Below are 23092 nucleotides of genomic sequence, written 5' to 3'. Positions count from 1 at the left end.
TATAAACCAAGGACATTTGTGCGATAATCTATCATACTATGTACGGGCTGTACGGAAAACCGAACAATGAACGATCCCAATCTCACCGATCTCGATGCGCTTGTGTCCGTGGCGCGAGCCCGCAGTTTTCGCGGCGCCGCCAAGCTGCGCGGTGTTTCGGCCTCGTCGCTCAGCGATGCCATCCGCCGGCTGGAAGAGCGTGTCGGCGTGCGCCTGCTCAACCGCACCACCCGCAGTGTTACGCCCACGGAGGCAGGGACGCGCCTGCTCGAACGGCTGACGCCGGCACTCGGCGAGATCACCGGGGCGCTCGACGCGCTCAACAGTTTTCGCGATAGCCCGACGGGAACGCTGAAGCTGAATGTTCCCACTATCGTCGCCCACTGCATCCTGCCGCCTATTGTCAACCGGTTCCTCGCGGCACATCCGGGCATCAGGCTGGAAGTGACCACCAACGACACCTTCATCGACGTGCTGGCAGCCGGTTTCGACGCGGGTATCCGCTATGATGAAAGCATCGAGCAGGACATGATCGCCGTGCCCATCGGCCCGCGCACCCAGCGTTTCATCTGCGTTGCAACACCGGCCTATCTGGAAAAGCATGGCGAACCGCAGCACCCGAAGGACCTGCTGCAGCATGCCTGCATACGCCACCGCTTTGCCAGCGGCGCCATTGCGCCGTGGGAGTTCGAGCGGAATGGGGAACTTGTGAAGGTCAACCCGACGGGACCGTTGATCGCCTCCACCATGGATCTGGAACTCGGTGCCGCGCTGGCGGGACTGGGGATCATCAGTACATTCGAGGAATTTTTGACGGAAGGCCTCGAAAGCGGCGCTTTCCGGCCCGTCCTGGCCGAATGGTGGCAGAGTTTTTCAGGCCCCTTCCTCTACTATCCGAGCCGCAGGCTCATGCCGGCTCCGCTGCGCGCATTCGTGGATTTCATCAAGTCCGGCGGCGCGAGGCCTTGAACGAGGGATGCCTATTCGTCCTCTTCCTCGTCATCATCGGACTCGATCACATCCCAGATGAAGGCGTTCAAACGCTCTTCGATGCTTTTTCTGGAAGCGCCGGCTTTTTCCATCTCGCGCTTGATCTTGACGAACTGCGCCTTGTCTTCGGGCGAGAGGTATTTTGCAGCGTTTTCGAGTGATGACATGGAACTGGACATACGCGGCTCATACCTTTTCGGGCGCGACAATGGAAGGATCATATCACGCCCAGAGCCAGTCCACCCTTAAGAAGTTCAGGCAATATGCTGCTCCTGGCCGTCATCCCGGTCGCGCTCCGCCTTGTCACGACCCGCAGGGTCAAACAGGAGCAGTGGTGGATTGCCGTCACCAAGCGGCTTGTGACTGAGGATATGGATCCGGTTTTGCGCATCGCGACGGATGGAATAGAGCAGTTCGCCATCAAGACCGCTGTTCATCTGCCTGCTTGCGAGCCGGAACCGCAGCGTCAGTGCCACCAGCCCCAGCACGAAGGCGGGCGGAACGATCAGCCACAGCACCTTCAGCCAATCGGAGAGCGATTGGTACGTGTCAAAAAAATCCTGCCAGAAATTGTACGTATCCACGGAGCGCTCGAAATCATTGTTACTAGAAAAGATGATAATATCCTATACTGGGATAATCCGAAAGTGGGATTAATCACGATGCTCCAGTTTTTGGTTGGAGCACATGACAAAGTCCCTTCATTCAGAGCCTTATGCCGATTTCTTGGCTGTTCTTGTTGCCGCTCGACGGGCGAAGGGATTTACCCAGCAGGCCGTTGCAGACCGATTGCAAAAGCCGCAATCCTATGTGGCGAAGATTGAAGGTGGCGAGCGCCGTCTCGACATCATTGAATTCATCGCACTTGCGCGTGCATTGGAAATCGACCCATCGGCAATGTTCGCCGACACGCTGCGTGCAATCGATAGCACCATTTAATACGAGTTTAAATCGAAGTTGAGTGATGCTTGGCATCCCGGCTCTGCGTGGTTCGACAAGCTCACCATGAGGGGGCTGGGTTGATTGCAAGGAGCCATATTCTGCAATGTTTGCAATTAGCTTTGCAGCCATCCACTTCCCTCATGGTGAGCCTGTCGAACCACGCACGATCAGCTTGCAGCGCGCAAAACCATCTCCGGCGCCAGACCCACGAGCTGCGTATAGCGCGCCGGGTCCGTCGCACCCTCGGTATTGACAATGAACACGCGCGAACCGGCATCAAGATGGATGGCTTTGCGCAGATCATGATCTTCGGCAACAGCGAGCAGGCCGGCCAAACCGGCGCCGCCGCTTTCCCCCGCAACGACGGCCATGTCCTTTCCCAGCGGCCGGGCCAGGCGGTTCATCGCCGCGACAGCGCCATCCTCTTCAACCGTCATGAACGCATCGGCGGTACGCGAGAGGATACGCCAGGCCACAGGTGACGGTTCGTAGCATTCGAGCATCGCCATGACGGTGGCTTCGCCGTGGGCGATCTTGACGACCTCGCCCGCCTGCGCGCTGGCATAAATGCAGGCGGCGCGGGCCGGTTCGACCACGATGAAGGCCGGACGTTCTTTTCCAAGAACAAGCGACAAATATGCTGCGAGTGCCGCGGCTACGCCGCCCACACCGGCCTGCACGAAGACGTGGGTTGGCGTTTGCGGCAGTGCACGCAAGGCTTCGCGGATGATGGCCGTGTAGCCCTGCATCACCAGCCCGGGAATGCGTTCATAACCCGGCCAGGAGGTGTCGGACACGACGGTCCAGCCATTGGCCGCGCATACCCGCGCCGACTCCCGGATGGAATCGTCATAGGTGCCGTCGACACGGATCATCTCGGCGCCGTAGCGGGCAATGGCCGCCACCCGTTCATCGCTCACCCCCGCATGCACGAAGATTGCCGACTGCGCACCCACAAGCCGGGCCCCCGCCGCGACGGACTTGCCGTGATTGCCATCGGTCGCGCAACCGAAGGTCATGCCGCTGGCGATGGCGCGAACGGGCGGTGTGTGGAGTTCCGCAATATCCACCGCGCGGCCCAATTGCCGTTCCGCTTCCTCGAGCACGAGCCGGATCACGGCATAGGAGCCGCCCAGCGCCTTGAAGCTGCCGAGGCCGAGGCGCGCGCCCTCGTCCTTGACGTGGAGCGCGGCAATACCGAGACCGGCGGCCAGCGCGGGCAGTGCATGCAGCGGCGTCGGCGCGTGATTGTCCCGGTGGGACAGATACCGTTCCACTTCCGCCGCGGCGTCGACACCAAGGGTCTCCGCGTCCCGCGGGTCGAGCGGCTCATTGTGGGTGGGATGCCGGTTAAGGATCAACATTGCTCTTTCACTCCTGCCGTTTGCGCATTTATAGTGCGCTTGAAGCAAGAAAAGCGCTCTTATTTGGCTTGGCTTGCGCAAGTTTGTTGCATGAAGGAGGTGTTCCATGGCCAAACCACTGCTGACCGCGCCAGCCGAGCTCGATCATTTCGATCTTGCGATCCTCGACATCCTGCAGAAGGACAATGCAACGCCGCAACGGGTCATCGGTGAAGCGGTCAACCTTTCCGCTCCGGCGGTGCAGCGCCGGATCAAACGCATGGAGGAAAGCGGCGTCATTCAGGCCAATGTTGCCGTCCTCGACCCCGCCAGGCTCGGGCAGCCGATCACGATCCTTGTCGAAGTGGAGGTGGAAAGCGAGCGCATCGATCTGATCGATGCGGCGAAAAAGAGCTTTGCCGCGGCACCGGAGGTGCAGCAATGCTACTATGTCACCGGTGAGGCCGATTTCATGCTTGTGATCGTCGTGGCCAGCATGGCCGCCTATGAAGGCCTGACCCGGCGGCTGTTCTTTGCCAACCACAATGTCAAACGCTTCCGCACGGTTGTGGTGATGGACCGCGTCAAGGCGAGTCTCGCCATCCCGCTGATCTGATATTCACCCCGGTTTTCGAGACCGGCGCGCGAGACCGCGCGCCGGATTGATGTTGTTTGCCCGCTCTGGATCAAACTTGACGGGCAGCACCATGTCTCAGCCGTGCCAGCAGGTTGAGCCAAGGCATCCCATGGAAAATGCTCATCAGCACATACATGAGGGTCATGCCGCTCAAGGGTGATGCATTCTGCATCGCCGAGCAGATCATGCCGGCGTCGCCGGAGAGGGCTGTGACGAGCGCCATGACGGCGAATGTCGGTGCCGCGGCGAGACGCAGCCAGCCGGCAAGGCCGGGATCGGAAGCGCTGCCGGAGTCCGGGCGGAACATCGACGTTCAACCCTGACCGTATTTATCGTGATGGCGCCACCAGACACCGTTCTCATTCCGGCCGAACGGCGCACGATCCAGCCATTGATACATGCCCCAGATGCCGTCGAGGCCGCGCGCATAGCTGGAATAGGTGTGGTAGACGACGCCTTTATCGAGCACGAAGGCGCTCAGCCCCGGCCGGTCACGGGTGAAGGTGGCAGCATCGGTGCCGGTCATGGCCGCCATCAGATCGACCGGCCCTTCTTCACCGCGCAGCTTCCATTGCTGAACGGTCTTGCCCGCCGGCGACTGGGGCGCCGCCGGTTCCCGGCGGAAATTGTATTCTATGCCGCCGTTGTGCTGTTGCTCCTCCGTGAACAAGACGCTGAAATCCTGGTTGAAATCAGTGTTGAACGACGAAGCCCACGGGAAATTCCAGCCCATGCGTTGTTTGAAACCCTGCAGTTTCGCCAGCGGTGCACGCGATATCGCCGAGAAGGCGACGTCATGATTTTCCAGATGGACGGTGATGCCGTTGAATCCGTCGGCGATCGCCGAGCAGGACGGGCAGCCGGCGGTATAGTCGGGTCCGAACATGAAGTGGTAGACGAGAAGCTGCGAACGGCCCTTGAACAGATCCGCCAGCGAGGCGCTTCCTGCGTCGGTATCGAACCGGTATTCCTTGTCGATGCGAACCCAGGGCAGTTCCTGGCGCCGCTGTGTCAGCGCGTCGCTGCGCCGCGTCAGATCCTTCTCATCCTTGAGCAGGTCGATCCGCGCAGCCAGCCATTCTTCGCGCGTTCCAGTTATATGAGATGTCATCATTCTTCTCCTTCGATTGTCGGTTGCCTGTCGTCCGTCATTGCCGGTGCGACATGTTGCTTACCGGTCCTGAGTTTAGGGCCGGATACCGAAAGCATGGGAGTTACAATTGTGACGGGATTTCCTTGGGCATGTCCCTTGCATGGTCACGCACCGCATGGTGTGCCATCGCAATTGTCCGCGAACCTCAGGAACTGAGCGGTTTGTCCGGTCCCGGGTCGCCGCCCGCTGCCGCCACCACCAGCCTGCGCAGGTAGTGGTTCCAGCCCTTTTCGTGGTTGACGCGTTCCGTCTCGTCCGGCAGCCCGCTATGGGTGAAGCGCACCAGCGTGCCTCCCTCCTTCTCGATGAGGTCGATCTCGACCAGGCTCGATCCCGGCGGCACGTTTTCATGCCCTTCCCAGCCGAAACTGTAGGCGAGGCGGTGGACAGGAATCACCTCGGTGAACTGACCGCGAACGGTGTGCGCGTCGTTGATGCTCAGGAGATAAATGCCGCCGGGATGCGGCTCGATTGTCGCTTTCGTCCCCATCCAGCGCAGGATCTTGTCCGGATCGGTGAGGAAGGCGAAGACCGTCGCCTGCGGGGCGGCAATCTCGATTTCATTGCGAAGCGTCTCGGTCATCGGCGATCTCCTCCCAACAGGACGCACACTCACTTCGGCATCGCGCAATGTAAGCCAATCGGGATTTCGCGCAAGAAACAAAAGCGGATGACAGGAACCCGGCATCGCTGCATGATGGTGGGCATGCAGTTGCCGTCCGCTCTTTCCTTTCTCGTCGACGAAGCGACCGGTATGCCGGATGGCGATGCCTTTCTGACGGCGCTCGCCGCCCGGCTCATCGCCGACGGCCTGCCGCTGGCCGGCGGCACGCTCACCCAGGCGGCACCCCATCCGGTCATTGGACGGCGCACCTGGCTGTGGCGCGCCGACACGGGACAGGTGATCGAGGCGCTGGGCCTGGCCGGTCCTGCCGAGCCCCAGGACGCCAACCTTGCCGGCAACTGGCTGGCCAGCCTCGGCACGAATACCGTGCAGGAGGATTTCGCCAACGGTGCCGTGCTTGGCTGGGCCGCGCGCCGCCCGCTGACCGAGGAGGAGTCGGACCTGCTGCGCCAGGCCGCCCGCTTTGCCGCTGCGCCGCTGGCGTTGCTGGCCGCGCGTTCGACGCTGACCGCACTCCTGACCACCTATCTCGGCCGGCGCAGCGCGACGCAGGTCCTGGCCGGGCGTTTGCGGCGCGAGCCGGGCGAGACCATCCGGGCGGCCCTGCTGTTCGCTGATCTTCGCGGCTTCACCGAATTGTCGGAGACAACAGGAGCGAAGGACGTGATTGCCGCACTCGACGCGTGGTTCGACCGGATCGCCGGTGCCGTCCATGCCTTTGGCGGCGAGGTGCTGAAATTCATCGGCGATGGCGTTCTGGCGATCTTTCCGATTGGCGAGCGTGATGCTGCCGGCGCCTGCGGCGCGGCGCTGCGTGCGGTCGCCGCTGCCCGTGCCGGGATGGACCACCTCAACCGTGATCGCGCCGCGCGGGGGGTGCAGCCGCTGTCGTTCGGCACGGCACTGCATCTCGGCGACATGCTGTGGGGCAATATCGGTACAGCCGACCGGCTGGATTTCACGGCCATCGGCCCCGCCGTCAATCTGGTCAGCCGGTTGGAGGGCCTGTGCCGCCCGCTTGGCCACACCGTCTTGCTTTCGGGCGCCTTCGCGGCGGAAACCGCGCAGCCTCTGATCCCGCTCGGCGAGCACCGGCTGCGCGGCATTGCGGTGCCCTGTGCGGTGTTTACACCGGCACAGTGATACACCGCATTTTTCCCGGACGGGCGGCTGTCTTCAACCGCCCTCCGGCAAGCCACCAATGGTTACAGGGTGGCCATATCGATGACGAAGCGGTAGCGCACGTCGCTCTTGAGCACGCGCTCATAGGCTTCGTTGATATCCTTGATATCGATGGTCTCGATTTCGGCAACGATGTTGTGCTCGCCGCAGAAATCCAGCATTTCCTGGGTTTCCTTGATCGAACCGATGCCCGATCCGGCGAGGCTCTTGCGTCCGGCGATCACCGAGAAGGCATTGACGGGAACCGGATGCTCCGGTGCCCCGACGAGAACCATGGTGCCGTCGATTTTGAGCAGGCCGAGATAGGCATTCCAGTCAATCGCCACACCGGCGGTGCAGATGATGACGTCAAAGGTTCCAGCAAGGGTCTTGAACGTTTCGGGATTGCTGGTTGCATAATAATGGCTTGCGCCGAGCTTCAACCCGTCATCCTGTTTCGACAGGGTCTGGCTGAGGACCGTGATCTCCGCCCCCATCGCGTGACCCAGCTTGACGCCCATATGGCCAAGCCCGCCCATGCCGACAATGGCGATTTTCTTGCCCGGACCCGCCTTCCAGTGCCGCAGCGGCGAATAGAGCGTGATGCCGGCGCACAGCAGCGGCGCGGCGGCATCGAGCGGCAGGTTGTCCGGAATGGAAAGGACGTAACCCTCCTTGACCACGATGGAATCCGAGTAGCCGCCCTGGGTGGGCGTGACGCCATCGGCTTCAACGTCATTGTAGGTCAGGACGATGCCCGGCATGTACTGCTCGAGATCGGCATCGCGCGCCGCGCATTTCGTGCACGAATTGACGAAACAGCCAACGCCAACGCGGTCGCCCTTCTTGAACTTCGTGACCTTTGCGCCAACGGCCGCCACGATCCCGGCGACCTCATGACCCGGTACCATGGGGAATTTGGAGCCACCCCATTCGTCGCGTGCCTGATGGATATCGGAGTGGCAGACCCCGCAATATTTTACCGAGATGACGACGTCATCGTCATTGGGCTCCCGCCGTTCGAAGACAAACGGGGTGAGCGGTTTGGAGGCGTCGGTTGCCGCATAGCCTTTAGCAAGAGCCATGAATGATTCCTTTTGAGATGACGAGATGAGTCGGGCAACCAGCTATGCCGCAGGACCGGCCCGGAGCAGTAGCGCAATCCTGCAGGCTTGTTGCACAATCCTCCAAATCAGCGGCCGCCATTCTCCCGGCCCCGCAGTTCCGATGATGGACTGCGCAAACCCGGCCTGATTTTCTATCGGAGAAATGCCTGTCCTATTTGCCGATCAAATCACGCGCCGCTTCTGTGGTTTCTGCGGGATCGAGCAGCAGCAGCGGTGTGTTGCCTCCGGCAAGCGGGATATGGCTGACGACATGCAGCTGGTTGCCCGCGTCGCGGTGGATGGAATAGACAAGCTCACCATCAAAACGCCTTTCCACCTTCCTGCTCTCGATGCGAAAGCGCAGCGTCAAGGCAACGAGCGCCAGCATGAAGGCGGGTGGAAGGGGTTAGGGTATCGGTTTGCATATTGAAGACTGCAAAACCTCCGGTGCGTGGTTCGACAAGCTCACCATGAGGGAGAGTAAGGATTGCAGGCAGCACCATTCTGCAACCTTTGCGATTGGCATTTCAACCAAATCACCTCCCTCATGGTGAGCTTGTCGAACCACGCACCACGCACAAAGCTGGCGGGACGTTGAACCGACGACGAAACCTCTCCTATTCCGCCGCCTCGGCCACGGCCGTGTCCAGCTTCTTGGCCGCAGAGGCCACGGGCAATTGTACCGGCTTCAGGAGCAATGCCATCAGCAGTCCGAACAGGGCGATGCAGGCTGCCGTCAGGAACAACGGGGTGAAGGCGGCGGCATAACTGTCGGCAAGCATCCGGCGCGTTCCCTCGGGAAGCGCCGCCATCATCTTGGGCGTCAGCTCGCCGATGTTGCTGACGCCGGGAATGGCACCGGCACCGTGCGGCAGGTTGGCCGCGATGATCGCGCCATAGGCTGATATGGCGATCGAGGCACCGGCCATGCGGGCCAGCGACACCGAACCGGTCGCCGCGCCGACATCGCGGCTGCCCGCTGCATTCTGGACACCGATGATCGGAAGCTGCTGTCCGATGCCAATGCCGGCGCCGTGCATGAGCATCAACAGGCCGATGATGACCACGGGCGTTCCCGCATGCACCTGAGTAAGCAGGCCAAAGGCAATGGCACTGAGCGTGAGACTGGCCACCGACAGGTATTTGTAGCGGCCGGTGGTCGAGATCAGCCGGCCTGTCAGAAGCGAGCCGCCGACAATGCCACCCGTCAGAAGAATGAACAGCAGTCCGGCGAGCGACGGGGACAGGCCCGTCGTGGTCTGCAGGAAGAAGGCGAAGTAATTGACCATGCCGATGGCGATCGAACCGCTGGCGATCGAAATGATCAGGAACAGGGTAAAGGTCGAATTGCCGAACAGCGACAGTGGAATGATCGGTTCGGGCGCTCGGCGCTCGACCAGGATCCATGCCGTGGCGCAAAGGACGGCAAATGCCACAAGCGAAACAGTCTGGGGTGCCAGCAGCGAACCAAACAGCTGGGCGCCATCGGCGGCCAGAACAAGGCTGGTCGTGGTCAGGGCGAGCAGGATGGCACCGGCATAGTCGATCTTGGGCCGGCGTGCCGGTTTGCGGTAGGGCAGCATAAAGGCCAGCCCGGCAATGACGGCAATGCCGATCGGCAAGTTGATCAGGAAGATCGAACGCCAGCCGAACAGGTCGCTCATCGTGCCGCCGAGCACCGGCCCGATGGCGCCGGACGCCATGAACACAAGGCTGATATAGCTCTGGTAGCGGGCGCGCTCGCGCGGCTCGAACAGATCGGCAGTAACAGAAAAAATCGAGACCATGACGCCGCCGCCGCCGAGGCCCTGCAGCACGCGCGCCGCAATCAGCGTGTTCATGGAAATGGCAAGACCGCAGACCGCCGAACCCAGCGTGAAGATGGATATGGCGGCGATCATCACATATTTGCGCCCGAACAGGTCGCCCAGCTTGCCATAGACCGGCATCACCGCACTGACGGCAAGCAGATAGGCCGAGCCGATCCAGGCGAAGCGCTCGAGCTCGCCGAACTCGCCGACAATGGTCGGCAGCGCCGTCGAGACGATCTGGTTGTCGAGCACGGCCATGAACATGGCTGCCATCAGAAAGAAGAAAAGCATCAGCCGCTTGCGCGGGTCCGCAACGAGCGGCTCGAACGTGTTGGTCATGTTCATGGAGCGGGGTATCCGGTTTTGATTGGCGCAATTTATGTGCTATTAGCATACATATGTCAATCGCACTTTAATGCCTTTTGCATATTTTAATGCCGTCAGGCATCTGTTATGCTGGAATCATGACAGAAATCACGACGACACAAAAAATTGAAACCCCGCAAACCGGGCCGAATGATGATCTCCTGCGCATCGGGCGGGTGATGACCCGCATGCGGCTGATGACCGGCCGGCGGGTGATTGCCCGTCTTGCCATACAGAAGCTGGCGCCCGGCCTTGAACTGACCCATCTCGACGTTCTCGATGCGGTCCGCCGCGGCGAACTCGCCGGCGAGGTGACGGTCGGCGTCATTGCCGAAACCCTGCGGATCGACCCCTCGCGCGCCAGCCGCATCGTGGCCGAGATGGTTGCCAAGAACGTGTTGCGCCGCAAGGCCTCGCAGAACGATGCACGGCGGATCGTCGTGGTCATGACGGCGCTCGGACAACGGCTGGTCGCCGAACTTCACGCGCTGAAGCAGTCCATTGTCGAAAGCGTGGTCGCCGACTGGTCGCCTGAAGACATCGAAATCTTCTCCAAGCTTTTTGAAAAATATGTCGACGGGTTCGAACAGCTGTTTGCGCGCAGCCCAACCGACCCGGCGGATTAGATGAGCTTGCGCAGCGTCAGCTCGTCCTTCAGATAGGCGTAATAGATCGGGGCGGCGACGAGACCGGCCACGCCGAACCACGCTTCCAGCACTACCATTGCGAGCAGCAATTCCCAGGAGCGGGACTTGATCCGGGCGCCGATGATCCGGGCATTCAGAAAGTATTCGAGCTTGTGAATGACGACGAGGAAGGCGAGCGAGCCGACGGCAGCGATGAACGACACGCTCAAACCCACAACGACGATGATGGTGTTGGAAATCAGGTTGCCGATGACCGGCAGAAGACCGGCGACAAAGGTCACGACGATCATTGTCTTGACCAGTGGCAGGTGCACGCCAAGGATCGGCAGGATGACGACGAGGTAGATCGCCGTCAGGAACGTGTTCAGTGCCGAAATGCGGATCTGCGAGAAAACGATGTTGCGGAACGCGCCGCTGAGCAGGCTGGCCCGCTCGACCAGCGCGACAGCCAGAGGGCCCGGCTCGCGCGACACATTCACCGTGCTCAGCGCGATCATGCCGCCAATCACCATGCCGACGATGACGCGAACGATCAGGACACCGAAATCGCGACCGACAAGCTGCAGCTGGCCGGCATGTTCGCGCAGCCACTTGGCCGCCATGGATTCCAGTTCGTCGAGGCTGGCCGGGAAATACGCCTTCGCCCAGTCCGGCAGGTGAACCTGCGCCGTATCGATGATCTCGGCCATCTTCTTGAACAGCGAGACAACCCCTTCGGTGCCATTGGTCAATTGTCCGAGTCCGCTGACCACGGCGGCAACGATCAGAAGAATGAAAATGATCGCCAGCAGAGCCAGCGCCAGGGTCTTCGTCAAGCTGTTGGAAACACCCAGTTTACCCAGCTGGGGCGCAGCCAGATGAACAAGATTGTAGACAAGAAGTCCGGATAGCAGAGCCGAAAGCAGTCCTAGCTGCAGGACGGCAAAGAGAGCGACAAGCGTCAGGGCGAAAGACGCAATATAGAGCCGTGTGGCAGTCAGCAAGTGGCACCTTGAGAAGGGCGATCTGTTTCGGATTGTTCCTAGCCTTGAACGGCGTATGGACGCAAGCAAAAGCGGCTCAAATATGGACAAAATTTAATGGCTGCGGCAATTTCCAAGCAACCCCAATACCCGCTAATGTCCTGTTTAACTTATGCCCTTTCGAGGGATGACAAGAACAGGTGAATGAATGGTATCGAAATCGCGTGTCCTGGTATCGATCCTGGTCATTGCGGCGCTGGGTGCAGGCGCTTATGTGACGCGGGATCGCTGGTGGACAAATGGTCTGGGCGTTGCGGCGCAGAATGCCGCCGCCCCGTCCGGCGGCCAGAGTGACACCGGACGCCGGGGCGGGTCACGGCGCGGTGGCGGACAGAGCCTCGGCCCCACGCCTGTCCTGGTGACTGATGCCAAATCCGCCGACGTCCCGGTCTATATCGATGGCGTCGGATCGGTGCGGCCTCTCAATTCCGTGGTGGTGCGCTCGCAGGTCAGCGGCAAGCTGGCGGCCATCGAATTCCAGGAGGGGCAGGATGTGAAGGCGGGTGACGTGCTCGCCCGCATCGACGATGCGATCTACAAGGCACAGCTCGACCAGGCGACGGCAAAGAAGGCACAGGATCAGGCACTGCTTGCCAATTCCAAGCTTGACCTCGAACGGTATACCAAGCTTGCCCAGACCAATGCCGGCACCCAGCAGCAGGCAGACACGCAGCGCGCGCTGGTGGCGCAATACGAAGCGCAGATCAAATCCGACGAGGCCGCCATCGAAAGCGCCCAGGCAACGCTCAACTACACGGTCATCCGCGCGCCCATTGACGGGCGCACCGGCATCCGCAATGTCGATATCGGCAATATCGTCAGCACCTCCGATGCGACGGGCATCGTGACACTCTCGCAGATCAAGCCGATATCGGTGCAATTCGCCATCCCCCAACAGCAATTGAGCAAGATCAACCGGGCAAGTTTGGCCAGCACACTGGCTGTGCAAGCCATTTCCGGAGACGGCAAAACCGTCATCGACAACGGCACGCTTGCCGTCATTGACAATCAGGTCGATCCGACAACGGGAACGGTGAAGCTGAAGGCCAATTTCCCCAATGACAAACTCGTTCTCTGGCCCGGCGCATTCGTCAATGCGCGCCTGCTTGTCCAGACGTTGAGCGGCGCGATTGTCGTCCCCACCGCAGCGGTGCAGCGCGGGCCATCGGGAACCTTTGTCTATCTGCTCCAGCAGGGCGATACGGTTGCCATGCGCCCGGTCACCGTGGGACAGCAAGACGATGTGCAGGCAGTCATTACCGATGGCGTCGCAGTCGGCGACCGCATTGTCACCACCGGCTTTGCCCGCCTGCAGGATGGCGCCAAGGTGCAGGTGACCAGCGCCGGGGATCAGGGGGCTGCGCCTGCACCGGACAGCACCCCGGCGGCGGATGACAAACAACCGGCGGGCGCACCCAAGAGCGGCGAACGGCAACACAAACGGCGCAACCAGAAGAATGCTGGCGCAAACGGCGAAGAGGCTGACAACGGAACCGCGAAATGAGTGTTTCCACCCCCTTCATCCACCGTCCGATCGCAACCTCGCTGCTGGGGATTGCCGTCCTGCTCGGCGGCATCCTTGGCTATCTCGCGCTGCCGGTTGCCCCCTTGCCGCAGGTGGACTTTCCGACGATCCAGGTGACGACGCAGCTGCCGGGCGCCAATCCCGACACCATGGCTTCGCTCGTTACCGCACCGCTCGAACGGCAGCTGGGGCAAATTCCTTCCCTTTCGTCGATGGTTTCATCGAGCGCTTTCGGCATCAGCCAGGTGACTCTCCAGTTCGATCTCGACCGGGATATCGACGGGGCAGCGCAGGATGTGCAGGCTGCGATCAACGCCGCCGGTTCCATGCTGCCGCGAACCCTGCCCTACCCGCCGACCTATGCGAAGGTGAATCCCGCCGATACGCCGATCATCACCCTTGCCTTGCGCTCGACGAGTTATTCGATCCGTAATCTCAGCGATTTTGCCGACACGATGATGGCGCAGCGCCTGAGCGAAGTCACGGGCGTCGGCAATGTCAATATCCAGGGCGGCGTGCGGCCGGCGGTGCGGATACAGGCGGACCTGCCGCGGCTTGCCTCCTATGGCATATCGCTCGAAGACATCCGCACGGCGATCACCAATGCCAGCGTCGCCGGTGCCAAGGGCGCGCTTGATGGCACCCATCAGTCCTATACCATTTCGGCCAATGACCAGATTGTCGATCCGCAGAACTACAACGCGATCATCGTGACGTACAAGAATGGTTCCCCCGTCCTGCTCAAGGACGTGGCGACGGTTGTTGAAGGGCTGGAGAATGCCCGCGTCGGCGCCTGGTACCAGGGGCAGCCGGCGGTCGTCATCGACGTCATGCGGCAGCCGGGTGCCAATGTCATCGATACGGTCTCTCGCGTGCTGCAACAGATTCCGCGGCTCAAACAGGCCTTGCCGGCGGGTGTCACGCTGGATGTGGTGAACGACCGGACCAATACCATCCGCGCATCGATCCATGACGTGCAGCTGACCCTCGCCATCAGTGTCGCGCTCGTTATTCTCGTTGTCTTCATCTTCCTGCGGACTGTCCGGGCCACCATCATTGCGGGCGTTGCCCTGCCGCTGTCGCTTGTGGCGACATTCGGCGTGATGTGGTTTGCCGGGTTCAGCCTTGATAATCTCTCCTTGATGGCTCTCACCATCGGCACCGGTTTCGTGGTCGACGATGCCATCGTGATGATCGAGAATATCGTGCGCCACATAGAAGATGGCGAAGGACCGCTGGATGCAGCGCTCAAGGGCGCGGGCGAGATCGGCTTCACCATCATATCGCTGACCGTTTCGCTGATCGCCGTGTTTATACCCCTCCTCTTCATGACGGGCATTGTCGGGCGCATGTTCCGCGAATTTGCTTTGACGCTGACGATAGCGGTTGTCGTGTCGGCCGTGGTTTCATTGACGCTGACACCGATGATGTGCGCCCGCATCCTGCACGGCAAGGGCGAAGGCGAACGCCGCGGCATTCTGCATGGCATCGATCGCGGGATGGACCGGATCATAGCGGGTTACCGCAGCAGTCTGCTCTGGGCGCTGGACCGCAGCAAGCTCATGCTGCTGCTGACAGCCATCACACTGGCGGCAACCATTGCGCTTTATGTCATTATTCCCAAAGGCTTCCTGCCCTCGCAGGATACGGGGCTGATAACGGCGATCATCGAAACCGAGCCGACAACCTCGTTCGAGGCGATCAAGCGGACCCAGGCTATCGTCACCGACAGGCTGCAGCACGATCCCGACGTCGCCGGTATTGTTTCCGTCGTCGGAACCAGCACGACCAATCTCACGCCCAACACGGGCACGCTCAGCCTTGTGCTGAAACCGCAGGACCAGCGGTCGGATTCCGCCTCACAGATCATCGATCGCCTGCGCGGCGAGACCACCGGTATTCCCGGTGTGCAGGTCACGTTCCAAAGCGTGCAGGATATCCGCATCAGCACCCGGACCAGCCGTGCGCCCTATCAATATACGTTGACCGGCACGGATACGGCGACCGTCGTCAACTGGGCGCAGCGGCTTGCAACGGAACTGCAGCGCGATCCATCTCTTATCAATGTCGCTTCGGAAGTCGAAATGGGCGGCGGGCGCATCTTCGTCAATGTCGACCGGGAAACCGCATCCCGGCTTGGCGTGTCGATGCAGGCGGTCAGCGACACCCTCAATGATGCCTTCGGGCAACGCCAGATCGGCACCATTTACGGACAGGCCAACCAATACCGCATCATCCTCGAGGCCTCGCCGCAATATCAGGCAGACCCGAAATCGCTGGACAAACTTTATGTCAGCGGCGCCAACGGTACGCAGGTGCAACTGAGCGCGTTTGCCACTGCCTCGTTCACGACGGCTCCCCTCGTCATCGGCCATGACGAGCAGTTTCCTGCCGTTACGGTCAGTTTCGACCTTGCTCCAGGGGCATCGCTCAGCCATGCCGTCACCGCGATCCAAGCGGCGCAAAAAGCAATCGCCCTGCCCGACTCCATCCGCGGGCAATATTCCGGCGATGCCGCAGAGTTTGCCAGCTCTCTGGCGGGTGAGCCATGGCTGATCCTCGCGGCCATCGTCACGATCTACATCGTGCTTGGCGTGCTTTACGAAAGCGCGATCCATCCGATCACCATCCTGTCGACACTGCCCTCGGCGGGTGTCGGCGCATTGGTTGCACTGATGCTGTTCGGCCAGGACCTGTCCATCATCGCGCTCATCGGCATCGTGCTGCTGATGGGTATCGTCAAGAAGAACGCGATCATGATGATCGATTTTGCCCTCGAGGCGGAACGAACCGAAGGGCTGGATCCGCGCGCAGCGATTGTCAAAGCGTCGATCCTGCGCTTCCGCCCGATCATGATGACCACGCTCGCGGCGCTCTTCGGCGCGCTGCCGCTGGCGCTTGCCCAAGGGACAGGATCGGAACTGCGTATCCCGCTCGGCATCAGCATCATTGGCGGTCTCGTCCTCAGCCAGCTTCTGACCTTGTACACGACGCCCGTCATCTATCTCGGTTTCGAACGGCTGCGCAGCCGTATCGTCGGACGGCCGACCGGCACGCCCGCCCCTGAAACGGACGGCGCCCTATGAACATATCGGACCCGTTCATCCGCAGACCTGTTGGAACCACGCTTCTGGCACTGGGGCTGCTGATCCTCGGGATTGTCGCCTATGGCTTTCTGCCGGTCGCCAGCCTGCCCTCTGTCGATCTGCCCACAATCCGCGTGTCGGCCAGCCGTCCCGGTGCCGATCCGGCCACAATGGCCGCCAGCGTCGCCGCTCCGCTGGAACGCCGCCTGGGCTCCATTGCCGGCGTTACCGAACTGACCTCGGTCAGTTCGCTCGGATCAACCAACATCACAGTGCAGTTCGATTTGTCGCGCGATGTCGATGGTGCGGCACAGGATGTGCAGGCCGCGCTCAATGCGGCGGCAACCGACTTGCCGTCCGATCTGCCGACACTACCCAGTTTCCGCAAGGTCAACCCGGCAGCCGCGCCTGTCCTCATCCTGGCGCTGACGTCGGATACGATCTCCGCCAGCGCCATCTATGATGCGGCAGACACAGTTATCGTTCAGCGCATTTCGCAAGTCGACGGCGTCGGCGAAGTGACGGCCAGCGGCGCTGATCAGCCCGCTGTGCGCATCCGCCTCGATCCCGACCGGCTAGCCGCCATGGGCATGTCACTCGACAATGTGCGCACGGCGATCACCAACGCCAACGTGGCCGAGCCGGTCGGCTCCATCGACGGCGCCGATTTTGCCTTCTCAATCGGCACCAATGCCCAGCTGAAAACGCCGGAGGATTACGGCCGCGTCATTATCCGCAGCGGCGACGGAACTGCCGTGCGCCTTTCCGATATCGCCACTGTCGACCAGGGCGTGAGAAACAGCCGTTCGGATGCCTGGTATAACGGCAAGCCCTCCGTGCTTCTCAACATCACGAAGCAGGCCAATGCCAATGTCATCACCACCGTTGATGCGGTAAAGACATTGCTGCCCGATCTGAAACGGCTGATCCCTCCGGGCATCGACATTGCCGTCCTCTCGGACCGCACCACGACCATCCATGCCAGCGTCAACGATATGCAGTGGACCCTTCTGGCAACCATTTGCCTGGTGATGGCGGTCGTCATGGTTTTCCTGCGGCGCGCGACACCGACCATTGCGGCAGGTGTCACGGTGCCCTTGTCGCTGGCCGGCACTTTTGCCGCCATGTGGGCCTGGGGCCTGTCCATCGACAATCTTTCCCTGATGGCGCTGGCCGTGTCCGTCGGGTTCGTTGTCGACGATGCCATTGTGATGATCGAAAACATCTATGCCAATCTGGAAGCGGGCATGAAGCCGATGCGCGCGGCGCTCGAAGGCGCGCGGCAGATCGGTTTCACCGTTGTCTCGATCAGCTTGTCGTTGCTGGCCGCCTTCATTCCCCTCTTCTTCATGGGTGGCATTGTCGGCCGTTTCTTCCAGACGTTCTCGCTGACGCTTGCATTCACCATTGCGGTTTCCACCGTGGTATCGCTGACCGTCACGCCCATGATCTGCGGGCACAGACTGAAGGCCCATGACACCGACGCACGCCCGGGTATTTTCGGCCGTCTCGTCGAAGGCACGCTGGATGCGGTTATCGGTTTCTATGGCCGCACCCTGAAGAGCGTTCTCTATCACCGGGTCCTGGCTGTTCTTGTGATTTTTGCCTGCGTGGCCATCACGGTCTTTCTCTACGTCAAGGTCCCCAAGGGCTTTTTCCCGCAGGACGATACGGGCTTCATCATGGGTGGCACGCAGGCTTCCACCGACATCTCCTATCCGGCCATGGTGCTGTTGCAACGGCAGGCGGCAGAGATCGCGGGCCAGGACCCGGCGGTTGCGGGCGTTGGCTCCTCGGTGGGCGGCGGCGGTTTTTCCTCCGGCGTCAATCGCGGACAGTTGCTGATTTCGCTGAAACCGGAGAAAGAACGCGACCCGACCGCTGTCGTCATCGACCGCATGCGCAAATCGCTTGCATCCGTGGCAGGCCTTTCGACCTTCCTTTTTTCACCGGGCGACATCCGTGCCGGCGGCCGCTCCACCCAGTCGCAATATCAGTTCACCCTGTGGGATGCCAACTACAACGAACTGGTCACCTGGGCGCCAAAGATACTCGACCGCCTGAAGCAGGAACCGGGGTTGACTGACGTTGCGACGGACCGCCAGCCGAACGGCTTGCAGGCCAATGTCACCATTGACCGCGTTGCCGCAGCCCGGATGGGGGTAGCAATCGGCGATATAGACAGCGCGCTCAACAATGCCTTTTCGCAACGGCAGATTTCCACCATCTATTCCGCACGCAACCAGTACCGCGTGGTGATCGAAGCGAACAATGACTATGCACGCGACCCCGCGCAGATCGCCAATCTGCATGTCACCGGAACCGGTGGAATTCAGGTGCCACTCAGCAGCGTGGCCAGGATCGAGCGCACGCTGGCACCTCTCGTCGTCAACCATCAGGGCCAGTTTCCGTCCGTCACCATTTCCTACAATCTGGCTCTGGGAACATCGCTGGAGGAGGCAAACAATGCGGTGCAGGCGGCTGTGCTGGAAATGCATCTTCCAGATTCGCTGCATGCGGAATTTGCCGGCGATGCGGCATCCCTCACCCAATCCACGGGCAGCCAGCCCCTGCTTATCCTCGCAGCCCTGCTGACGGTCTACATCGTGCTAGGCATTCTCTATGAAAGTCTCGCCCATCCGCTGACCATCATATCCACCTTGCCGTCTGCCGGGCTTGGCGCCCTGCTGGCGCTGGTGGTGACAGGCACGGACCTGACACTGATCGCCTTCATCGGCATCATCCTTCTGATCGGCATCGTCAAGAAGAACGGCATCATGATGGTGGATTTCGCCCTGCACGGCGAACGGGTTTCCGGCCTTTCGGCCGAAGAGGCCATTTATCAGGCGTGCCTCAAGCGCTTCCGGCCGATCCTCATGACAACACTCGCCGCCATCATGGGCGCCATACCGCTGATCATCGCCACTGGTCCGGGCACGGAGCTGCGCCGCCCGCTCGGCATCACCATCGTCGGCGGCCTTATCGTCTCGCAGGTTCTGACCCTCTACACGACGCCCGTCATCTACCTGATGCTGGCACGGCTGCATCACCGCTGGTCGGTCAGAAAACCCGCTGGCGCAGCCGCGCCCGACACCGCAGGCAAGGCCGGAATACCCCCGGCACAACCGAAAATTTCATAGACTTTTAACAAATCGAAACGCTGGATGAACGACGGATTCCACGTCTGTTCAGGTTGCCCCGCATATTGTTGCGCCAGTTACACAGGGGGTATCCGTCATGCTTGCACAGCGTCTTGGCATCGTCTTTTTCATCTTCCTGGCGTTTGCCTTGTCGTTTGGCAGCTTTGTCCACCACACGGCAAAATATGGCCGTTACCCGCACCTCGCCTCTCAGGGCAGGGTCATGCAGGATGCCAGCCGAAACTGACCCGGGCCTTTCACGGGAATGCTATCGTTTGGGTTTCTCGGCCTTCTCCAGGCGTTTGAGCAGCTTGACGAGCTGGGAAGGGAGTTCCCGGTCGGCCTGAGACGGCTGGGAGGATTGTACCGCATTGCGGAACTCCTGCCGCGTAATCTGCGCGCGGACGACAGCGGCGACCCGTCGATGCGATGTTCCCTGTTTTACTGCCATAGCCCTTCCCAACCATTTCTGGAGCAAGATCGGCATTCACCTTCCAATGCGCACCCAATCCTCGAAGCGGCCTGCCCTGCGGGTATCCACCGGTTTTCCGCGATGGCGCTCTCTGGGCATAACGGGCTTCACGCGCATTCGTTTCAGATTTTACCGGCCTATGGTCAACAAAAGCTGAAGGACCCTGCAGGGATGTCTTCGCGCGATATTTTATTTCGCCGGACAGGAACCCAAACCGTCATTGTCGCGTTTTCCTCAAAACCCCAAAAGGATGCGCCATGTTGATCCGTGTCGGATATGAAATTGCTATTCAATGCAACGAACCAACACCTATGACGACCTATTTGAATCTGGAGTCGGACCGGCTTTCCGACATTGTTTGTGAACGCGGCCCCGTCGCAACACCCGGTGTGAAGCTGGAGAATTTTCGCGATCTCTTCGGGAATAATTGCCTGCGCCTTCTGGCACCTGCCGGAAATCTATCGTTGAAATACGACGCGGTGCTGCGGGATGATGGCTTACCCGACCCAGTTGACGGCGATGCCCGGGAGCTGACTGTCGACAAATTGCCGACCGAGTGTCTGGCCTTTCTGTCGGCAAGCCGCTACTGCGAAACGGACGAGCTCAGCAGTCTGGCATGGAACCTCTTCGGTCAGGTGGAGCCGGGCTGGACACGTGTTCAGGCGATCTGTGATTACGTCAATCAGCGCCTGACGTTCAGCTATGGTTTTGCCCGGGCCACGCGGACCGCCGCGCAAGCGCATGAAGAGCGGGTCGGCGTATGCCGCGACTTTGCGCATCTGGCCGTGGCCTTCTGCCGCTGCATGAACATTCCGGCCCGTTACGTCAACGGATACATGGGCGATATCGGCGTTCCCGCCGATCCCGCCCCCATGGATTTCAACGCCTGGTTCGAAGTTTATCTCGGCGGCAAGTGGCACACATTCGACGCGCGCCATAACAAGCGCCGCATTGGCCGCATTGTTGTTGCCCGTGGACGGGACGCCGCTGATATCCCTCTTATCTATACATTCGGGCCGCACCAGCTGACGAACTTCAAGGTCTGGACGTTCGAGGAGACCAAGCCGTCCTTCTCCAGCCAACACTTTGAAAAGGTTTCACTTGTCACGCCCTGGTTCAGCCAGAGATGGGCCCGGCTTTCACGGCATATCCAAGCCAGAACAGACGCTGAAAACACGATGTAGCGGGCTCCGGGCCGGCGTCCCGCAGGCCGTCGAAGCCGGCTCAATACCCGTGATGCCATCTGCCATATTCCGATATGCCGCTCGTCTGTTTGCACTGCGGTAAGCTCTTCCGCAGCCGCAACAAATCGTTTCGAATTGTCATGCCGCATTTGAAGGGCTAGCTTTTTCCCAAGCGGGATTTCATTCGATTCAGGAAAGGACTATTCCCCATGCCTTTCACAAATCCTCCAGAGCCAGCCTATTCGCAGGATGATTGGGATCTTATGCTGGCGGCCTACAACAGGGCCGCTGCCACCCTTCTCGTGCAGTCAAGCACCGATGACGAAGCGAGGATTATCGCAGAGACCGTGATGACCGCCTTTAACCGCGGCAATCGCAGCGTAAACTCACTCGCCGCTCTTGCGGTGATCACGGCCGTCAATGCCCATCCGGACGTCAGCGGAACGGACACCCGGCCCGAAAAGCGATACGCCTGACGCAATCCACCCGGCACACACGCTTGCTGCTTTGACATTCAGCTCCATTTGCGGCAGATGTGACCTTCATTGTTTGGGTTGAGGTCTTAGAATGAAATTCATCACTGTCGCGACACTCCTCTGTGGCCTGGCTTTGTCTGCCTGTGGCTCAACCTATGCGACATGGACGCCGCGGCAAACCGAGATTACGGGGAAAAACCCGCCCGAATGCCAGCGCGGCATCGGTATTTGCCCGAGCGAGTATGGCCGCTCCGGACAAATGCGCGCCGGCAAGACGGGCTGACATTACCTATCGAAGCTCCGGCGGAATTGATCGTTGAGATCATCAACAATGGTCTCCGCCCCACTGTGCCCGCGCAAACCCGCGTTAAGGCGATCCGACGCGGATTGCTGAAAGGCCATGTAACCATTGTGGCGCGGGCGCACCCACGCTGCTTCCAATGTCCTGCGCGTCGCGGTGTAGAGATCCGACGTCGCCGTATTCACCGCCTCGTCTTCCCACGCGTCAGCATGCCCCGGCTGGCCGCCCGTACGCGCATAAGGACCACGCTGGACATCGCCGCTGGCAATCCAGTAGGCAAAATCGACAGCCGCTTGCCGGTGTTCGGAAAAGGCAGAAACGGCAATCCCGGTTCCGCCAAGGGCAGAACCCATTGGCCCGCTGTTGCCCGCGGTTGGAATGTCGGCAAAGGCCACAAGATGCGGCCGAAATCCCGGAATGGCGTAGTTGACGTAACCATAGATCAGCGGTGCACAGGTGACCGCCGATCCGGCCTCGGCCATCCGTTCAAGCACGGCAATCGGATCCATCTCGAAACATGCGGGATCAACGAGGGCACTGATCTCGCGCATCATTTCCAGCACACGAACCCCATGCTGCCGTTCGATCAGCTCTCCGGTTGTCGTGGCGCAGGGCGTCCCCATGTTTCCGCTCAGGGTGTAAAAGGTCATGAGTGAATGGGGCGGCCGGAGCGGAAGAAGAACCCTGCCTGCGCGGGCGAGAACCAGCATTTCGTCCCAGCTGCCGGGTGACTGCTCCAGAAGATCTGGGCGCCAGGCACAGACCTGCGCTGCCGTATCGATCGGAAATGCCCATTGATGTCCCTGCCAGTGGTAGCTCGGATAGGATTGCCCGACGCTGCCCTTGAGCAGCGCGCGGCGCTCCGCCTCCCGACCGGCAACATCCAGCGGGGCGAGGCAGTTCTCTGCCGTAATCTGCCCGACATGCGGATGATCGATGACGATCAGATCATAGGTTCGGGCCAGTTCCTCGACTGGAAAGGACTCAAAGTCCTGCAGCGAGCGCTTGGCCCATTCCACTGTGACGCCTGTCTTCTCCTGCCAAAGCCTGGAGCAGGCAACCATGGGGTCGTAGCCGCGCGGATGGCTCCACGTCATGCCTTTCA

24 protein-coding genes are annotated in these 23092 nt (G+C 60.7%); 12 read left to right on the top strand and 12 right to left on the bottom strand.

What is annotated here, in order from left to right:
* Positions 1 to 66 precede the first annotated feature (66 nt).
* A complete protein-coding gene (locus AC1Q5O_RS21600; RefSeq protein ID WP_492565787.1) occupies positions 67 to 969 on the top strand; it encodes a LysR family transcriptional regulator in 903 nt (300 codons plus the stop codon).
* A gap of 11 nt (positions 970 to 980) precedes the next feature.
* On the opposite strand, the gene AC1Q5O_RS21595 is transcribed toward AC1Q5O_RS21600, so the two are convergent.
* Positions 981 to 1169 (bottom strand): hypothetical protein, encoded by a 189-nt coding sequence (locus AC1Q5O_RS21595; RefSeq protein WP_130268630.1) that lies wholly within the window; start codon positions 1167 to 1169, stop codon positions 981 to 983.
* Positions 1170 to 1244: 75 nt separating this feature from the next.
* The gene (locus AC1Q5O_RS21590; protein ID WP_492565785.1) at positions 1245 to 1574 is read right to left on the bottom strand and encodes a hypothetical protein; all 330 of its coding nucleotides are present in this window, start codon (positions 1572 to 1574) and stop codon (positions 1245 to 1247) included.
* Between the two features lie 103 nt (positions 1575 to 1677).
* On the opposite strand from AC1Q5O_RS21590, the gene AC1Q5O_RS21585 reads away from it, so the two are divergent.
* Positions 1678 to 1929, top strand: coding sequence for a helix-turn-helix domain-containing protein (locus AC1Q5O_RS21585; RefSeq protein ID WP_492565783.1), 252 nt, complete (start codon positions 1678 to 1680; stop codon positions 1927 to 1929).
* Positions 1930 to 2099: 170 nt separating this feature from the next.
* On the opposite strand, the gene AC1Q5O_RS21580 is transcribed toward AC1Q5O_RS21585, so the two are convergent.
* Positions 2100 to 3296 (bottom strand): diaminopropionate ammonia-lyase, encoded by a 1197-nt coding sequence (locus AC1Q5O_RS21580; protein ID WP_492565781.1) that lies wholly within the window; start codon positions 3294 to 3296, stop codon positions 2100 to 2102.
* A gap of 106 nt (positions 3297 to 3402) precedes the next feature.
* On the opposite strand from AC1Q5O_RS21580, the gene AC1Q5O_RS21575 reads away from it, so the two are divergent.
* On the top strand, positions 3403 to 3891 hold the full coding sequence (locus tag AC1Q5O_RS21575) for an Lrp/AsnC family transcriptional regulator (RefSeq protein WP_472461843.1): 489 nt from the start codon (positions 3403 to 3405) through the stop codon (positions 3889 to 3891).
* Between the two features lie 70 nt (positions 3892 to 3961).
* Here the strand turns inward: AC1Q5O_RS21575 and AC1Q5O_RS21570 are convergent, their stop codons facing one another.
* From AC1Q5O_RS21570 to AC1Q5O_RS21560, 3 genes are all read right to left on the bottom strand, one after another.
* Complete coding sequence (locus AC1Q5O_RS21570) at positions 3962 to 4219, bottom strand: hypothetical protein (RefSeq protein WP_492565778.1); 258 nt, start codon at positions 4217 to 4219, stop codon at positions 3962 to 3964.
* Positions 4220 to 4225: 6 nt separating this feature from the next.
* Complete coding sequence (locus AC1Q5O_RS21565; protein ID WP_492565776.1) at positions 4226 to 5023, bottom strand: DUF899 domain-containing protein; 798 nt, start codon at positions 5021 to 5023, stop codon at positions 4226 to 4228.
* A 187-nt stretch (positions 5024 to 5210) separates the two neighbouring features.
* Entirely contained in the window at positions 5211 to 5648 is a 438-nt protein-coding gene (locus AC1Q5O_RS21560; protein ID WP_403169728.1) for an SRPBCC family protein, read from the bottom strand.
* A 123-nt stretch (positions 5649 to 5771) separates the two neighbouring features.
* On the opposite strand from AC1Q5O_RS21560, the gene AC1Q5O_RS21555 reads away from it, so the two are divergent.
* Entirely contained in the window at positions 5772 to 6833 is a 1062-nt protein-coding gene (locus AC1Q5O_RS21555; RefSeq protein WP_492565847.1) for an adenylate/guanylate cyclase domain-containing protein, read from the top strand.
* A gap of 62 nt (positions 6834 to 6895) precedes the next feature.
* On the opposite strand, the gene AC1Q5O_RS21550 is transcribed toward AC1Q5O_RS21555, so the two are convergent.
* The 3 genes from AC1Q5O_RS21550 to AC1Q5O_RS21540 form a co-directional block, all read right to left on the bottom strand.
* Positions 6896 to 7936, bottom strand: a complete 1041-nt coding sequence (locus tag AC1Q5O_RS21550; RefSeq protein WP_223611958.1) for an NAD(P)-dependent alcohol dehydrogenase — start codon at positions 7934 to 7936, stop codon at positions 6896 to 6898.
* Between the two features lie 193 nt (positions 7937 to 8129).
* Positions 8130 to 8345: a hypothetical protein gene (locus AC1Q5O_RS21545; protein ID WP_492565773.1), complete on the bottom strand. Its 216-nt coding sequence runs from the start codon at positions 8343 to 8345 to the stop codon at positions 8130 to 8132.
* A gap of 229 nt (positions 8346 to 8574) precedes the next feature.
* Entirely contained in the window at positions 8575 to 10113 is a 1539-nt protein-coding gene (locus tag AC1Q5O_RS21540; RefSeq protein WP_492565771.1) for an MDR family MFS transporter, read from the bottom strand.
* A gap of 119 nt (positions 10114 to 10232) precedes the next feature.
* Between AC1Q5O_RS21540 and AC1Q5O_RS21535 the strand changes: the two genes are divergently transcribed.
* A complete protein-coding gene (locus tag AC1Q5O_RS21535; RefSeq protein WP_492565769.1) occupies positions 10233 to 10760 on the top strand; it encodes a MarR family winged helix-turn-helix transcriptional regulator in 528 nt (175 codons plus the stop codon).
* Here AC1Q5O_RS21535 and AC1Q5O_RS21530 read toward each other — a convergent pair.
* Positions 10757 to 11764: an AI-2E family transporter gene (locus AC1Q5O_RS21530; RefSeq protein WP_492565767.1), complete on the bottom strand. Its 1008-nt coding sequence runs from the start codon at positions 11762 to 11764 to the stop codon at positions 10757 to 10759. The genes AC1Q5O_RS21535 and AC1Q5O_RS21530 overlap by 4 nt on opposite strands.
* 187 nt (positions 11765 to 11951) lie before the next feature.
* Between AC1Q5O_RS21530 and AC1Q5O_RS21525 the strand changes: the two genes are divergently transcribed.
* The 4 genes from AC1Q5O_RS21525 (at position 11952) to AC1Q5O_RS21510 (ending at position 19801) form a co-directional block, all read left to right on the top strand.
* The gene (locus AC1Q5O_RS21525; protein WP_492565765.1) at positions 11952 to 13307 is read left to right on the top strand and encodes an efflux RND transporter periplasmic adaptor subunit; all 1356 of its coding nucleotides are present in this window, start codon (positions 11952 to 11954) and stop codon (positions 13305 to 13307) included.
* Entirely contained in the window at positions 13304 to 16414 is a 3111-nt protein-coding gene (locus AC1Q5O_RS21520) for an efflux RND transporter permease subunit (protein ID WP_492565764.1), read from the top strand. Before AC1Q5O_RS21525 ends, AC1Q5O_RS21520 begins: the two co-directional genes overlap by 4 nt.
* The gene (locus AC1Q5O_RS21515; RefSeq protein ID WP_492565762.1) at positions 16411 to 19554 is read left to right on the top strand and encodes an efflux RND transporter permease subunit; all 3144 of its coding nucleotides are present in this window, start codon (positions 16411 to 16413) and stop codon (positions 19552 to 19554) included. Before AC1Q5O_RS21520 ends, AC1Q5O_RS21515 begins: the two co-directional genes overlap by 4 nt.
* Positions 19555 to 19651: 97 nt before the next feature.
* Positions 19652 to 19801, top strand: a complete 150-nt coding sequence (locus AC1Q5O_RS21510; protein WP_492565760.1) for a hypothetical protein — start codon at positions 19652 to 19654, stop codon at positions 19799 to 19801.
* 21 nt (positions 19802 to 19822) lie between these two features.
* Here the strand turns inward: AC1Q5O_RS21510 and AC1Q5O_RS21505 are convergent, their stop codons facing one another.
* Positions 19823 to 20005 (bottom strand): hypothetical protein, encoded by a 183-nt coding sequence (locus tag AC1Q5O_RS21505; protein ID WP_492565759.1) that lies wholly within the window; start codon positions 20003 to 20005, stop codon positions 19823 to 19825.
* A gap of 278 nt (positions 20006 to 20283) precedes the next feature.
* On the opposite strand from AC1Q5O_RS21505, the gene AC1Q5O_RS21500 reads away from it, so the two are divergent.
* The 3 genes from AC1Q5O_RS21500 (at position 20284) to AC1Q5O_RS21490 (ending at position 21969) form a co-directional block, all read left to right on the top strand.
* Positions 20284 to 21210 carry a transglutaminase-like domain-containing protein gene (locus tag AC1Q5O_RS21500; RefSeq protein WP_492565757.1) on the top strand — a complete coding sequence of 309 codons (927 nt, stop codon included), beginning with the start codon at positions 20284 to 20286 and terminating at the stop codon, positions 21208 to 21210.
* Between the two features lie 209 nt (positions 21211 to 21419).
* Positions 21420 to 21686: a hypothetical protein gene (locus tag AC1Q5O_RS21495; RefSeq protein WP_223611975.1), complete on the top strand. Its 267-nt coding sequence runs from the start codon at positions 21420 to 21422 to the stop codon at positions 21684 to 21686.
* Between the two features lie 91 nt (positions 21687 to 21777).
* Positions 21778 to 21969 (top strand): hypothetical protein, encoded by a 192-nt coding sequence (locus tag AC1Q5O_RS21490; RefSeq protein ID WP_346306109.1) that lies wholly within the window; start codon positions 21778 to 21780, stop codon positions 21967 to 21969.
* Positions 21970 to 21971: 2 nt separating this feature from the next.
* On the opposite strand, the gene AC1Q5O_RS21485 is transcribed toward AC1Q5O_RS21490, so the two are convergent.
* Positions 21972 to 23084 carry an extracellular solute-binding protein gene (locus AC1Q5O_RS21485; RefSeq protein ID WP_492565845.1) on the bottom strand — a complete coding sequence of 371 codons (1113 nt, stop codon included), beginning with the start codon at positions 23082 to 23084 and terminating at the stop codon, positions 21972 to 21974.
* Positions 23085 to 23092 lie beyond the last annotated feature (8 nt).

The sequence above is a fragment of the Phyllobacterium sp. MT110 genome, assembly GCF_058792715.1.
This window is presented reverse-complemented; position numbering and strand designations above follow the sequence as displayed.

Bases quoted from the DNA above. Each gene is read 5' to 3' on its own strand.
- AC1Q5O_RS21595 (WP_130268630.1), bottom strand. From the start codon at position 1,169: ATGTCCAGTTCCATGTCATCACTCGAAAACGCTGCAAAATACCTCTCG.
- AC1Q5O_RS21600 (WP_492565787.1), top strand. From the start codon at position 67: ATGAACGATCCCAATCTCACCGATCTCGATGCGCTTGTGTCCGTGGCG.
- AC1Q5O_RS21570 (WP_492565778.1), bottom strand. From the start codon at position 4,219: ATGTTCCGCCCGGACTCCGGCAGCGCTTCCGATCCCGGCCTTGCCGGC.
- AC1Q5O_RS21510 (WP_492565760.1), top strand. From the start codon at position 19,652: ATGCTTGCACAGCGTCTTGGCATCGTCTTTTTCATCTTCCTGGCGTTT.
- AC1Q5O_RS21575 (WP_472461843.1), top strand. From the start codon at position 3,403: ATGGCCAAACCACTGCTGACCGCGCCAGCCGAGCTCGATCATTTCGAT.
- AC1Q5O_RS21535 (WP_492565769.1), top strand. From the start codon at position 10,233: ATGACAGAAATCACGACGACACAAAAAATTGAAACCCCGCAAACCGGG.
- AC1Q5O_RS21490 (WP_346306109.1), top strand. From the start codon at position 21,778: ATGAAATTCATCACTGTCGCGACACTCCTCTGTGGCCTGGCTTTGTCT.
- AC1Q5O_RS21520 (WP_492565764.1), top strand. From the start codon at position 13,304: ATGAGTGTTTCCACCCCCTTCATCCACCGTCCGATCGCAACCTCGCTG.
- AC1Q5O_RS21525 (WP_492565765.1), top strand. From the start codon at position 11,952: ATGGTATCGAAATCGCGTGTCCTGGTATCGATCCTGGTCATTGCGGCG.
- AC1Q5O_RS21515 (WP_492565762.1), top strand. From the start codon at position 16,411: ATGAACATATCGGACCCGTTCATCCGCAGACCTGTTGGAACCACGCTT.
- AC1Q5O_RS21540 (WP_492565771.1), bottom strand. From the start codon at position 10,113: ATGAACATGACCAACACGTTCGAGCCGCTCGTTGCGGACCCGCGCAAG.
- AC1Q5O_RS21560 (WP_403169728.1), bottom strand. From the start codon at position 5,648: ATGACCGAGACGCTTCGCAATGAAATCGAGATTGCCGCCCCGCAGGCG.
- AC1Q5O_RS21565 (WP_492565776.1), bottom strand. From the start codon at position 5,023: ATGACATCTCATATAACTGGAACGCGCGAAGAATGGCTGGCTGCGCGG.
- AC1Q5O_RS21580 (WP_492565781.1), bottom strand. From the start codon at position 3,296: ATGTTGATCCTTAACCGGCATCCCACCCACAATGAGCCGCTCGACCCG.
- AC1Q5O_RS21555 (WP_492565847.1), top strand. From the start codon at position 5,772: ATGCAGTTGCCGTCCGCTCTTTCCTTTCTCGTCGACGAAGCGACCGGT.
- AC1Q5O_RS21505 (WP_492565759.1), bottom strand. From the start codon at position 20,005: ATGGCAGTAAAACAGGGAACATCGCATCGACGGGTCGCCGCTGTCGTC.
- AC1Q5O_RS21550 (WP_223611958.1), bottom strand. From the start codon at position 7,936: ATGGCTCTTGCTAAAGGCTATGCGGCAACCGACGCCTCCAAACCGCTC.
- AC1Q5O_RS21495 (WP_223611975.1), top strand. From the start codon at position 21,420: ATGCCTTTCACAAATCCTCCAGAGCCAGCCTATTCGCAGGATGATTGG.
- AC1Q5O_RS21585 (WP_492565783.1), top strand. From the start codon at position 1,678: ATGACAAAGTCCCTTCATTCAGAGCCTTATGCCGATTTCTTGGCTGTT.
- AC1Q5O_RS21485 (WP_492565845.1), bottom strand. From the start codon at position 23,084: ATGACGTGGAGCCATCCGCGCGGCTACGACCCCATGGTTGCCTGCTCC.
- AC1Q5O_RS21500 (WP_492565757.1), top strand. From the start codon at position 20,284: ATGTTGATCCGTGTCGGATATGAAATTGCTATTCAATGCAACGAACCA.
- AC1Q5O_RS21545 (WP_492565773.1), bottom strand. From the start codon at position 8,345: ATGCTGGCGCTCGTTGCCTTGACGCTGCGCTTTCGCATCGAGAGCAGG.